This window comes from Candidatus Thiothrix sulfatifontis (assembly GCA_022828425.1).
GTDB lineage: Bacteria > Pseudomonadota > Gammaproteobacteria > Thiotrichales > Thiotrichaceae > Thiothrix > Thiothrix sulfatifontis.
Genome location: CP094685.1, coordinates 2964385 through 2976052, shown reverse-complemented (window position 1 = coordinate 2976052; position 11668 = coordinate 2964385). Strand labels below are relative to the sequence as shown.

Sequence of the window (11668 nt, the reverse complement as noted above, 5' to 3'; positions counted from 1 at the left end):
AAATAAAGGCTTTAGGAGTGGTTTCCAGTGAATAACCGAGCGGCGCATTCTGCCATATCCGGTAGTTATAACCTACAGCAAAGCGGCTGCCTATGATAATTGTCAGAAAGATCGTAGCGCTATTTTCGTGATAATATCGACACATTGCATACCGTGAGGACTTTGATTTGGACACTAATACGACGATTACCACCTACATGCAAGGCGTTGGTCAGCAAGCAAAGCAGGCTGCTCAGATCCTTGCGAATACTGAGACTAGCACTAAAAACAATGCATTGCTGCGGATTGCAGAAGTCATGTTGGAGCGTGCGGATTGGCTGAAAGCTGAAAATGCCAAAGATTTGGCGGCAGGGCGCGACAAAGGGCTGGATGCGGCGATGCTGGATCGCTTAACGTTGACCGATAAAACGATTGCGGGGATGGCGGAAGGTGTGCGCCAAGTGGCGACGCTGGCTGACCCGATTGGCACGATTACCGATTTGAGCTACCGCCCGTCGGGGATTCAGGTCGGCAAAATGCGCGTGCCGTTGGGTGTGGTGGGCATTATTTACGAATCGCGCCCGAATGTGACGGTGGATGCGGCAGCGTTGTGTTTGAAATCCGGCAATGCCACGATTTTGCGCGGTGGGTCGGAGGCGATTCATTCCAATCAGGCGATTGCGGCGTGTGTGCGGGCAGGCTTGGAAGCGGTCGGTTTGCCATCCGCGTGTGTGCAAGTGGTAGAAACCACGGATCGGGCGGCGGTGGGCGAATTGCTGCGCATGGCGCAATACGTGGATGTGATTGTGCCGCGTGGTGGCAAGGGTTTGATTGAGCGGGTGAGTGCGGAATCACGCATTCCGGTAATCAAGCACTTGGATGGGATTTGTCATGTGTACATTGATGATCAAGCCGATCTTGATAAAGCGGTGAAGGTGGCAGTGAATGCCAAGACGCACCGTTACGGCGTGTGCAATGCAATGGAAACCTTGCTGGTGGCGGAAGGTGTGGCGGCGCAAGTGTTGCCGATCTTGGCGGAAGAATACGCGGCGAAGGGCGTGGAATTGCGCGGTTGTGAGCAGACGCGGGCGCTGTTGCCTGCGTGTGTGGCAGCGACGGAAGAGGATTGGAGCACGGAATACCTTGCGCCGATTTTGGCGATTCGCGTGGTGGCGGATATGGCAGCGGCGATTACACACATTAATCAGTATGGGTCGCAACATACTGACGCGATTATTACCGAGAATTACACGCGGGCGCGGGCGTTTTTGCGGCAGGTGGATTCGAGTTCGGTGATGGTGAATGCGTCAACGCGCTTTGCCGATGGCTTTGAATATGGGCTGGGGGCGGAGATTGGGATTAGCACCGATAAGATTCATGCGCGGGGGCCAGTGGGGTTGGAAGGGTTGACTTCGCAGAAGTATGTGGTGTTGGGGGATGGGCATATTCGGGTGTGAGTGGATATGCTGACTTCGACTACGCTCAGCCAGCGGTTTGGTTGTGCCGCCGTCCGCGCCCTGAGCGTAGTCGAAGGGCAAATCGTAGGGGAATCAGGGAAATTGTTTCGTGCACGTTCCTTAGTTGACGGCGTAGCCCGTGTGGGGGCGCACGGATTCTGGTAGAAATCCCAATACAATCCTTTCTTTGGGAATGCCGCGTTCAACCAATTCTTCGGCAATTTCTGCGTCGGTGCTGTCGTGTTGCAACCATACTTTGCTGCCTTTTAGATCGATGTGTACTAAGCAGCCGTGCATTCGGCGTTTGCCTTGCCAGCCTTGCGCAATGACTTGGTAGCGGTTTTGGGTATCGTCAAAAATGGTTTCCAGCTCTACATCGCCCGTGGCGGCGGGGATGCTGGCGAAGTGTTCCAGTAATTGCTTAATGGTTGTTTTGTCGTCGTTTACTTCAGCCATTGGGTGATAACCTCGCTCTGTTCGTCAAATACGATGACTTTGATCTGGTGTTTTTCGATTGCTAATTGACCAAAGGGTGTTTCAAATAAGGTGGCGTAAGCATAGGCAGGAACAGCCAAGTAGAGTATGCGTTCTGGGTCGGATTCCGCCAACACTATGCGATAGTTTAGCACTTGCCCGACGGCAATGTGTAATTCACGCAAGGATGACGCACCCATGAAGGTTTTGATTTCTACCGCAATTTTTTGCCCGCTTTTGCTCGCACCGAGTAGGTCTTCTGCGCCGAGGTCAATGTAAAAATCAAAGCTACCGTAGCGTAGGTGTAGCGGGTCATTTGTTACTGTCCAGCCGTCTTTGATGAGTGCTTGCTTGACAGCATCGTGATAAAGGTCTTTGGCTGGCATGGGGGAATGACTCGTTTGGTTTGGTATTAATGCGTGTATTTTGCCATGTTTTTCTGGTGATTTGCTACTGAATACAAGATGGTAGAGTGACAGTGTACTGTTTTGGCTACGGTTTTTACTTTCATAAATCTGGGTAATGGATTACTATTTGAGCAGTAATTAGTTGGTGAAATGGGCTTGTTAGTGAGTACATCGTCGGGCGACAGCGTAGTTTTTGGTGAAATCAGCAAGATAAAAGTGAGGAAATAAAGATAAAATGGAAGTAAAAGTCATAAGTTGCACATTCAGTGATTTAATCAATACTTATAATAAAGCTATTCTAGGTACTGATATTAAAGGTCAGTTATCTATACCTGAGTATCAAAGACCTTATGTATGGAAAGAGAAGCAGATCAATAGGATTTTAGATGATCTTATTGAACACAAGAAAAATACTGACTCTGGAAAATCTCTGTTTTATTTGGGAAGTATTATTGTTCATCAGGATGGCAATAAATTAAAAATTATTGATGGACAACAACGAATTACGACAATGTTGCTAATTAACTCTATCGTTGATAAAACATTTAAAAGCGGTATTGAATATACATCAACAATAAGCATTAATAATATTAAAAATAATTACGCTTACCTAAAAAGCGTTTATAGTAAAGATATATTTAATTACGCTCATGTTGAACTAAATTTCAATAATTTTTTTAATGAAGTTAATGTAACACTTGTAGTTACTAGTACCGAGGATTTAGCTTATACATTTTTTGAAACTCAAAATACCGGCGGAGTTCGATTAAGTGGTTCGGATATTATAAAAGCACATCATTTAAGAGCAGTAAAATCAAAGAAAATAATTAACCATCAAGCAAAAAAATGGGAAAGTATTGAGAGTGAAAGAATTGAGTATATAATACAAAATCTTAGCAAAATAAGATTTTGGGACAATAGAAATTGGAGGGATTTTCCATTTTATAGAGATGAAAAAGGAATTAAAAGTGTTTTAATTGAGGAATTCACAGAGAATACAAAGCACGATTTTGATGATGTTTCATATTATTATAGTGTTGTAAAAATAGAAAATGGCAGAGTGTTACAAATGCACGAAAGTCACTATAAACAGTTGAAGCAGCCATTATCAGATGGTAATAACACTCTTGATTATATCAACGATTACGTGGGTTTGCATGAAATTTTATTTAATGGAATTAAAAAAGATTATAGAATAAGTGATGATTTTTATAAATTAACTATTGGTTTAATGCATGGGCATTCTGGTACACTGTTTTTAAAAGAGTTATTGGAGATTTTTATAATAACTTATGTTAGCCGCTTTGGGTTTTTTCGTTTATTTGAAGTGAGTTTGTGGTTTTATCGTTCAATTTATTCACTTAGGGTTTCAAATAAGAGAAACGTTAAAGAAGACAGCGTACATAAATTTGTACGTGAAAATAAATTTATTGATAGTATCGTTTATGCTTATACTATTGATGAACTTGTTTCTGTTCTGAGGAAATTTAAATATAATTTTGATACAAGTAATACCGAGAAAAATCAATCAAAATACAAGCACTTGGAAACCTTGAAAAATTATTTTCAAGAGTTTAAGGAAATTAATACATATGTTGAACAACCAAAAGATTTTGATAAAACGTTTATGATAGCTATTTTTAATAAGATTAAAGAGGAAAAGGCTAATGAAAAATAGACATTATCTATAAAAAAAATAAAATATATAGATAATAATTATAAATGGCAAAATGCACATCCAGAGCGTAAATTCCTAACAGTAATAACAGCCTAGAGTAGGGACTAACGGCATGGCGGAGTACAGCTTTAACGCATTGAAATCCAATGAAAAGGCATTTGTTGCCATGACCAGTCTCAACGTCAAGGAGTTTTTGGGTTTGCTCGAACTGTTCAGCGCAGCTTACCAAACTGACCTACACGCACGGGGCAAACGTGTTGATGAGACGCGGGGTCGTTCTGATGGGAAACTGGCATTAATAGAAGACAAACTGTTTTTCATTCTGTTTTACCTGAAGACCTATCCTTTACAAGAAGTGCTGGCGCATTCATTTGATCTTCCCCAAAGTGTGGCAAACCACTGGATACACCGCTTATGCCCGGTATTACAAAGTGCATTGGATAAGATGGGACATAAGCCCATTCGACTATGCTCAGAATTAATGGGACGGCTAGCAGAAGAAGGGCAACAGGAATTGGTTATTGACGGAACAGAGCGGAGAATCCAGCGCCCCGTGGATAATGATGTCCAGCGTGAATACTATAGTGGTAAAAAAAATCCCATACGGTTAAAAACAATGTCATCGTTGGCTGTGCTGACAGACATATCAAATACTTAGGGAATACCCACTCAGGCAAGAAGCATGACAAGAAAATTGCCGATGAGGAGCAGACCCGATTACCGGAGGGTTCTGTGATTTTACGTGATTTAGGCTTCAAGGGGGCTGACATGGGAAAAGGTGTCACCGTCATTGAGCCAAAAAAGAAGCCACGGAATAAATGCCTGACCCCGCAAGAAAAAGAAGAAAACCGTCAAATTTCTGCCCGCAGGGTAGTCGTTGAACATATCATCAGTGGTATTAAACGCTGCCGATGCCTGAAAGATGTGTACCGTAATTTAAAAGATGACTTTGATGACCAGATTATGGAAATTGCTTGCGGACTACACAACCTGAGAAACTCCATGAGAAATCCCATCTATTGAAAGTTTTAAAAACTTTTAGATAAAAATTATTTATAGATAATGTCTAATAAGATATTTAGCACATCAGTTGTTAATCTTGAAATCCTGCAAAAAATTAAATTTTTTATTCCAACCTATCAACGCCCTTATGTATGGGGTGATGAACAAATTAAAAAACTTTTAGAAGATTTTTACAAGTCATTTCAGTATAATAGTGATGGAGATTATTATATTGGAACTATTTTAACAAAAGAATCAATAAAAGATAATCAATTGGTGGCTGAGTTAATTGACGGACAGCAACGATTTACTACTTTATGGTTGACAGCATTTGTCTTTTCAAGAAGGAGTAAGAGTTCTAATTTAGAAAAGTTTCTTAGGAATAGTGATGAGTCTTTAAAAATTGGGTTTGAAATTAGGACAGAAATTGAGAGTTATTTTAAACACTTATTAGAAAAAGACAAAAGTGAAGTAATAAAAATTATCCAAAGTGGTGAAATAGAGAAACATCCATATTTGAAAAATATTTCTAAGGCAATAGTTGTTATTAATGCTATTATAGACGTAGTACCCGATGATGAGCTTAAGTCTTTTGGTGATTATATATACTCAAAAATTCGATTTATTAAAAATACAACTCCTGAAAAAACGGATTTAAATAAACTCTTTTCAACAATAAATAGTGCTGGTGTTCAGTTGGAGCAAACAGATATAGTCAAATCAAATTTATTGAGACGTATTGATGATAAAGTATTATATGGTAAGATCTGGGAATTATGTGAAAACATGAATAATTTTTTCGAGCGAAACGTTCTACATGCTTTTCCGAAAACTAAGTGGTTTGAAATCGATTTATGCAAATACAATGAATTCCATAAAAATGTGTTTTGTTATGAAGATGGTAACATTGAAGCTGAAGTGGCAAATGAATCAAATAATGTATTTATTATAGATGATATAGCATCGGAAATAATTGAGGATTACATTGAAAGTGATGACGAAAAAAGAGAATCTGAAGAGATTTATTGTCGTTCGATAATTAATTTTGGACAATTGTTATTACATACTTATCGGCTTCACTTGAAAAATGAAGGATTGCCTGATTTTGAAGGAACTTTCCATATAAAACGTTTGATCGAAATATTTAAATCATTAGAGGCTAGAAATAGCGCTGATGAAATAAAACGTTTTATTCTGCTATTATGGAAAGTACGATATTTGTTTGATAAATATGTCATAAAATGGATAAGTGACGTAGATACAAAAATAGAACAATTAGAGTTAATAAATATTAATAAAAGTTCTGATAAGTATACAAGAACTAAGTATGCTAAGTCCAGTATGCTCATGTTGCAAAGTGTTCTTTACTTTACCGGCGATTATTTGCGTCAGTTCTGGCTTACTACATATCTTGGTTATTTACTAGGCAATCATAATGATTTTGATGCAACTTCAGATATTCATCTAAGTCGATTAGAGAAAATTGATAACGATTTTTCATTATGCAAAACGATTACTGCTAAATCGGCTTCATTGCAATTAATTGATTCTGTTGTTGATACGAACTTTAATTATGATGAGTATTTAAGATCAGAGTATGGAACTAAATTTCAACATTATTGGTTTCAGAAATTAGAATATATTTTGTGGAAAAGCTGGACATTTCCGAAAACAAATGAATTTGAAAATTATAGAATAGTATCGAGAAATTCTATTGAGCATGTCTATCCGCAAAATCCAGAAAATATTATTAAGAATCCCAGAATAGACGATAGATTTTTACACAGTTTTGGTAATTTGGTATTGTTAAGTGTTTCTCAGAACTCTGAATATAGTAATAAATCGGTGGATGAAAAAAGAAGTATGTTTAAAAACAAAAATAATTCGTATGACGCATTAAAATCTTACTATATTTTACATGAAAATAATAATTGGACTGAAATAGAAATTGAGCAACACCAAAAGAATATGGTTGAAAAAATTAAGGCACATTATTGCCAAGCATGAACATAGCTCCTGTCACCCAAAAATCAGCTAGGCAATGCTTGTACAATATGAAAAACTGCACTCACAAGGTAAGTACAGGATCCTATGATTATGTCGGCACTATCAGAACGCATCAATCTACGCACCAACGCAGAAACTAAAAGCCTGTTAACGCGAACCGCTTCTTTCCGTGGCTTGTCGTTAAGTAATTTTCTGTTGGAAGCAGCCCAGCGCATGGTGCAAGAAGTCTTGAAAGGGCAGGAGCAAATCCTGTTATCTCAGAGAGATTGGGAACGGTTTGCGCAGATTCTCGATGATGATGCGCCGCCAAACGCGACGTTACAAAAAGCCATGAGCAAGTTTAAAGCTACCCAATCCTCAACTTTCACCTGCCGCCTTTAACGCGGCATCTATCACGGTTTGGGATAAGTAATAACCCGATGCGCGTAGGGATTCCAATAAGGGACGTGCCTGTTGGATCATCCCCAAGCGCGTTGCGGTTGCAATAATGCCTGCACTGCCAATGAGTTCCAGTGACAGGCTTCTGGCTGCCGCCCGACCTTTTGCTTCATCCATGACCAGACGGGTTGTTTGTCCATTATGCTGGAAATCCAAGGCTAACAGAATGGAGCTTCTTTCCCCCGGATCAAGCCATTCCAGTTCGGTACTCGCCATCGTACTGGGTGAAGCCCTGACCTGTAGCCATCCTTCATGAAGGGCATCTTCAAGCAGTGCCGAATCCGCAAAATCCCCGCCCAACAACACTTCTTGCTGGACGGTTGCGGTGATCAGCACGTCGCTAAAGATTTCACGCAACAGGTGAAGATGCCCAATCCGCGCCAGTGCGATCAACGGCCCCGCGTCGGCAATGACAACAACAGCCTTCATGCCGCCTGCCGTGCCGTTTTTGCTTGATGTTCCCGCACGAGCGTTTCAACCATAATAGCTTCGGCTTCAGCTTCTTCTACCGAATAATCCACAACAGGTATGCCCATGTTGGAGAGCAATGTCAGCATTTCGGCAAGTGACTTACCCGCTACTTTTGCTGCTGCCGAGACAGACAGGAGTTTATCGCGGAACAATGCGACCCCTAGCACCAACTTAACCTGATCAAGGTTGGGAATACCCGCAAGCTGTTCCATGCTGACCAGTAAAGTGTCCGGCTTATCGCGGTTCGTGACCATGACTAGACCGTTCTTGGCTTCCCGCAAAGCCACTGACGGATTGGTCTTCAGTTGACGAATATTAACGACTTGCATAATGTTCTCCTTCTTTGTAGGAACAATAGAGTTCAGCCTAGCACCCTTTTGCAACCGTGAACAAGATCAATTCGTTACATAAGCCATTTCATACCTTGTAATTTGAAACCCAGTCTTTTAAATTACAAGGCATGAAACGACACTTCACCCCCTTTATCGAAGAGCTACTCACCCTGTTTCCATGCGTGGCACTAACCGGTGTACGCCAATCAGGTAAAACCACCACGCTGCGTGACCTACCTCAACAATGGCAACGCTATGACCTAGAAATGGGCAGCGATTACGATGTCGTGGCGCGTGACCCCGATCTATTTTTCCGCCTGCATCCCAAACAAGTTGCCTTAGATGAAGCACAATTGCTACCCGCCGCATTCCCAGCCTTGCGCGTGGCAATTGATGCTGACCGCAACACCAACGGACGTTTCCTAATCACAGGTTCGAGTTCGCCCAACCTCATGCAAGCCATCTCCGAAAGTCTGGCGGGTCGTGTTGCGCTGGTGGAAGTTGCCCCCTTCAGCATGAGCGAAGCGTTCGCGCAGCCGCTATCAGGTTTGTATGAGCTGATCCAATCGCGGCATTTGCTGTCCGATTTTTCTAGCCTCATACCCAGCGCGACCGATTTGCAGCAGCACCATGATTACTGGTTACGCGGCGGTTATCCTGAAGTCTGGCTGAAAAATAATCCCCGTTTTCACAAGCTGTGGATGCAGAATTATGTGAAAACCTACCTCGAACGCGATATTTTGCGCCTATTCCCCAATTTGCAGCGCGAAAAATACCAGCTATTCCTGCAAATGCTGGCGCAATTATCGGGGACAATCATCAATTACTCGGATGTAGCGCGGACGTTAGGTCTATCCGCGCCCACGGTGCGCGACTATTTCAGAATTGCCCACGGCACATTTATCTGGCGGCATATTCCACCCTATGAAAAGAATGCTGCCAAGCGCATTGTCAAACACCCCAAGGGTTATTTGCGGGATTCGGGTTTGTTGCACCATTTTTTGCATTTGTATACGCAGCCGGATTTGTTGGCGCATCCACACATGGGGCATTCGTGGGAGGTGATGGTGATCGAAAATGTGATCAGAGGACTCAATGCCCAAGGGGTGATTTTCGATTATTACCATTACCGCACCGCCGCTGGTGCAGAGGTCGATTTGGTGTTGGAAGGTGAATTCGGGTTGTTGCCCATTGAAATCAAATACAAACAGACCGTGACTTTGCGTGATTTGACAGGTATCCGCAATTTTATGGAGGAATACCAATGTCCTTACGGCATTGTTATCAGTAACAACGATCGCCTTGGTTTGATCGACGAGAAGCTGATCAATATTCCGTTTGGGTATGTATAAATGATCGGCATCCTCGGCGGCACCTTCGACCCCATCCACCACGCGCATTTACGCACGGCGCTCGAAGTCGCGGAACACTTCGGCATTAGCGACATGCGCTTAATTCCGGGCAAGCAACCGCCGCACCGCCCGCAACCCATTGCCACGCCAGCACAACGGTTGGCAATGCTGCAAACGGCGATTGCCAGCGAACCGCGTTTACACGCCGATGACCGTGAACTGCGCCGTGACGGGCATTCCTACAGCTTCGACACGCTGCAAACCTTCCGCGCTGAAGTCGGTAGCGAACGCCCGCTGCTGTTCACCTTGGGCTTCGATGCCTTCCTGCATTTTGAGCGTTGGCACCGTTGGGATGAAATTTTAGCACTCGCGCATCTGGTCGTGGTGCACCGTCCAAGGTATAGTCTGCCCCCTAACGGTTGGTATGAACCTTTCCTCAGCACAAACCCCGATGATTTACGCGCCACACCCGCAGGCAGGATTTACCTCTTAAGCGTCACCGCTCTCGATATTTCTGCCACCCATCTGCGTATGCTATTGAAACAGGGTAAAAGCCCCCGATATTTACTACCAGACAGCGTTCTGGACTATATTCAACGACATCAACTTTACTGTGAATAATTAATGGAACTCGAAACACTTAAGCAATTAGTAGTGACCACACTGGACGATATGAAAGGTCAAGACATCAAGACGATTGATGTGCGCGGCAAATCGTCCATCACCGATATGATGGTAATCGTGACCGGCAACTCCAACCGGCACGTTAAATCCCTGGCGGATGCGGTTGAATTAGCGGTGAAAGAAGCCGGTGTACAGCCATTGGGTATTGAAGGTGACGCGCAATCCGACTGGGTATTGCTTGACCTCAATGACATTATCCTACACGTCATGCTGGCCAGCACGCGCGACTACTACAATCTGGAAAAACTCTGGGAAGTCGGCGAAGGTTTGCCGCAATTCCGCCCCGGTATGCTCGATGCCGCTGCGTCTGATCACGATAACGACTAAGTGCGGATTCACCTGTTAGCCATCGGCACGAAAATGCCGGGGTGGGTCAACACGGGCACGGAGGAATACGCGGGGCGAATGCCGCCGCAATGCCAGTTACTGATTCGCGAAATTGCCGCCGAGAAACGCACCAAAAACAGCGATTTGAACCGCATTCGGCAGAGTGAAGGTGAAAAGTTGCTGGCAGCGATTCCCGATGGCAATCTTGTGATCACGCTCGATGTGAAAGGCAAGCCGTGGTCAACCGAACAACTTGCGCAGCAACTCGATAGCTGGATGATGTCCGGGCGCGATGTTAGCTTGCTGGTTGGCGGCCCCGAAGGTTTGTCGCCTGCGTGTTTGCAACGTGCAGAGCAAAGTTGGTCGCTGTCGCCGTTAACGTTCCCGCATCCGCTGGTACGGATCGTGGTAGCCGAGCAACTGTTTCGCGCTTGGAGCATTTTGACCAACCACCCTTACCATCGCGGGGATTAAATGCACGCACCACAACTTGTTTTAGCATCAGCCTCCCCGCGTCGGCGCGAATTGCTGGCACAAATTGGCATTCAGTTCGTGGTGCAAACGGCGGATGTGGATGAAACCCCGTTGTTGGGAGAATCACCCGAAGCGTTGGTGGAACGCTTAGCTATCCTCAAGGCAGAAACGGTTTCCCTTCGACTTCGCTCAGGGAACTTGCCGGTACTCGGTGCGGATACGCTAGGCATTCTTAACGGTGAATTGCTGGTGAAACCGCGCGACTTTGCCCACGCACAACAGATGCTGCGGCAAATGTCGGGGCAAACGCACGAAATTCTTACCGCCGTCGCCTTAACCACTGCGACCGGCACACAGGTAGCATTAAGCCGCAGTGTGGTTAAGTTCCGTACCATCACCGATTCTGAAATTCTGGCATACTGGGCAAGCGGCGAACCACACGACAAAGCCGGGGCGTATGCGATTCAAGGGCTTGGCGCAGTTTTCATTGAAAGGCTTGCAGGTTCTTACTCTGGAGTGATGGGGCTGCCGCTGTTTGAAACGGCGCAACTGCTGGCAACGGCAGGTATCAATACCTTATAACAAT

General features: G+C 44.0%; 15 protein-coding genes. 11 read left to right on the top strand and 4 right to left on the bottom strand.

Annotated features, from left to right (window positions below; translation table 11 throughout):
• Positions 1–197 precede the first annotated feature (197 nt).
• Complete coding sequence (locus L3K52_14770) at positions 198–1436, top strand: glutamate-5-semialdehyde dehydrogenase (protein ID UOG94018.1); 1239 nt, start codon at positions 198–200, stop codon at positions 1434–1436.
• Between the two features lie 120 nt (positions 1437–1556).
• Here L3K52_14770 and L3K52_14765 read toward each other — a convergent pair whose 3' ends face one another.
• Both L3K52_14765 and L3K52_14760 read right to left on the bottom strand, forming a co-directional pair.
• Positions 1557–1892, bottom strand: a complete 336-nt coding sequence (locus tag L3K52_14765) for a XisI protein (GenBank protein ID UOG91444.1) — start codon at positions 1890–1892, stop codon at positions 1557–1559.
• The gene (locus tag L3K52_14760) at positions 1880–2296 is read right to left on the bottom strand and encodes a XisH family protein (GenBank protein ID UOG91443.1); all 417 of its coding nucleotides are present in this window, start codon (positions 2294–2296) and stop codon (positions 1880–1882) included. Before L3K52_14760 ends, L3K52_14765 begins: the two co-directional genes overlap by 13 nt.
• A gap of 256 nt (positions 2297–2552) precedes the next feature.
• Between L3K52_14760 and L3K52_14755 the strand changes: the two genes are divergently transcribed.
• The 5 genes from L3K52_14755 to L3K52_14735 all read left to right on the top strand — a co-directional run bounded on the left by L3K52_14755 (position 2553) and on the right by L3K52_14735 (position 7385).
• Entirely contained in the window at positions 2553–3995 is a 1443-nt protein-coding gene (locus L3K52_14755; protein UOG91442.1) for a DUF262 domain-containing protein, read from the top strand.
• A 112-nt stretch (positions 3996–4107) separates the two neighbouring features.
• Positions 4108–4653, top strand: a complete 546-nt coding sequence (locus L3K52_14750) for a transposase (protein UOG91441.1) — start codon at positions 4108–4110, stop codon at positions 4651–4653.
• A complete protein-coding gene (locus L3K52_14745) occupies positions 4641–5018 on the top strand; it encodes a transposase family protein (protein ID UOG94017.1) in 378 nt (125 codons plus the stop codon). Before L3K52_14750 ends, L3K52_14745 begins: the two co-directional genes overlap by 13 nt.
• A 39-nt stretch (positions 5019–5057) precedes the next feature.
• Positions 5058–7004 carry a DUF262 domain-containing HNH endonuclease family protein gene (locus L3K52_14740; GenBank protein ID UOG91440.1) on the top strand — a complete coding sequence of 649 codons (1947 nt, stop codon included), beginning with the start codon at positions 5058–5060 and terminating at the stop codon, positions 7002–7004.
• 90 nt (positions 7005–7094) lie between these two features.
• Positions 7095–7385, top strand: a complete 291-nt coding sequence (locus tag L3K52_14735) for a DUF1778 domain-containing protein (protein UOG91439.1) — start codon at positions 7095–7097, stop codon at positions 7383–7385.
• On the opposite strand, the gene L3K52_14730 is transcribed toward L3K52_14735, so the two are convergent.
• Together L3K52_14730 and L3K52_14725 are read right to left on the bottom strand one after the other, a co-directional pair.
• Positions 7362–7871, bottom strand: coding sequence for a DUF3368 domain-containing protein (locus L3K52_14730; protein ID UOG91438.1), 510 nt, complete (start codon positions 7869–7871; stop codon positions 7362–7364). The genes L3K52_14735 and L3K52_14730 overlap by 24 nt on opposite strands.
• A complete protein-coding gene (locus L3K52_14725) occupies positions 7868–8242 on the bottom strand; it encodes a UPF0175 family protein (protein UOG91437.1) in 375 nt (124 codons plus the stop codon). The genes L3K52_14730 and L3K52_14725 overlap by 4 nt, the downstream gene beginning before the upstream one ends.
• A 131-nt stretch (positions 8243–8373) precedes the next feature.
• Between L3K52_14725 and L3K52_14720 the strand changes: the two genes are divergently transcribed.
• From L3K52_14720 to L3K52_14700, 5 genes are read left to right on the top strand one after another with little or no spacing between them, the layout of a single operon-like run.
• Positions 8374–9597 carry an ATP-binding protein gene (locus L3K52_14720; protein UOG91436.1) on the top strand — a complete coding sequence of 408 codons (1224 nt, stop codon included), beginning with the start codon at positions 8374–8376 and terminating at the stop codon, positions 9595–9597.
• Positions 9598–10218 carry a nicotinate-nucleotide adenylyltransferase gene (gene nadD / locus L3K52_14715; GenBank protein ID UOG91435.1) on the top strand — a complete coding sequence of 207 codons (621 nt, stop codon included), beginning with the start codon at positions 9598–9600 and terminating at the stop codon, positions 10216–10218.
• 3 nt (positions 10219–10221) lie between these two features.
• On the top strand, positions 10222–10608 hold the full coding sequence (rsfS, locus tag L3K52_14710; GenBank protein UOG91434.1) for a ribosome silencing factor: 387 nt from the start codon (positions 10222–10224) through the stop codon (positions 10606–10608).
• Positions 10609–11082 (top strand): 23S rRNA (pseudouridine(1915)-N(3))-methyltransferase RlmH, encoded by a 474-nt coding sequence (gene rlmH / locus L3K52_14705; protein ID UOG91433.1) that lies wholly within the window; start codon positions 10609–10611, stop codon positions 11080–11082.
• On the top strand, positions 11083–11664 hold the full coding sequence (locus L3K52_14700; protein UOG91432.1) for a Maf-like protein: 582 nt from the start codon (positions 11083–11085) through the stop codon (positions 11662–11664).
• Positions 11665–11668 lie beyond the last annotated feature (4 nt).

What these genes read in the sequence shown, in the direction of transcription:
- L3K52_14725 (UOG91437.1), bottom strand. Translation starts at nt 8,242, where the DNA reads ATGCAAGTCGTTAATATTCGTCAACTGAAGACCAATCCGTCAGTGGCT.
- L3K52_14755 (UOG91442.1), top strand. Translation starts at nt 2,553, where the DNA reads ATGGAAGTAAAAGTCATAAGTTGCACATTCAGTGATTTAATCAATACT.
- L3K52_14770 (UOG94018.1), top strand. Translation starts at nt 198, where the DNA reads ATGCAAGGCGTTGGTCAGCAAGCAAAGCAGGCTGCTCAGATCCTTGCG.
- nadD (UOG91435.1), top strand. Translation starts at nt 9,598, where the DNA reads ATGATCGGCATCCTCGGCGGCACCTTCGACCCCATCCACCACGCGCAT.
- L3K52_14740 (UOG91440.1), top strand. Translation starts at nt 5,058, where the DNA reads ATGTCTAATAAGATATTTAGCACATCAGTTGTTAATCTTGAAATCCTG.
- rsfS (UOG91434.1), top strand. Translation starts at nt 10,222, where the DNA reads ATGGAACTCGAAACACTTAAGCAATTAGTAGTGACCACACTGGACGAT.
- L3K52_14700 (UOG91432.1), top strand. Translation starts at nt 11,083, where the DNA reads ATGCACGCACCACAACTTGTTTTAGCATCAGCCTCCCCGCGTCGGCGC.
- L3K52_14750 (UOG91441.1), top strand. Translation starts at nt 4,108, where the DNA reads ATGGCGGAGTACAGCTTTAACGCATTGAAATCCAATGAAAAGGCATTT.
- L3K52_14760 (UOG91443.1), bottom strand. Translation starts at nt 2,296, where the DNA reads ATGCCAGCCAAAGACCTTTATCACGATGCTGTCAAGCAAGCACTCATC.
- L3K52_14720 (UOG91436.1), top strand. Translation starts at nt 8,374, where the DNA reads ATGAAACGACACTTCACCCCCTTTATCGAAGAGCTACTCACCCTGTTT.
- L3K52_14765 (UOG91444.1), bottom strand. Translation starts at nt 1,892, where the DNA reads ATGGCTGAAGTAAACGACGACAAAACAACCATTAAGCAATTACTGGAA.
- L3K52_14735 (UOG91439.1), top strand. Translation starts at nt 7,095, where the DNA reads ATGTCGGCACTATCAGAACGCATCAATCTACGCACCAACGCAGAAACT.
- L3K52_14730 (UOG91438.1), bottom strand. Translation starts at nt 7,871, where the DNA reads ATGAAGGCTGTTGTTGTCATTGCCGACGCGGGGCCGTTGATCGCACTG.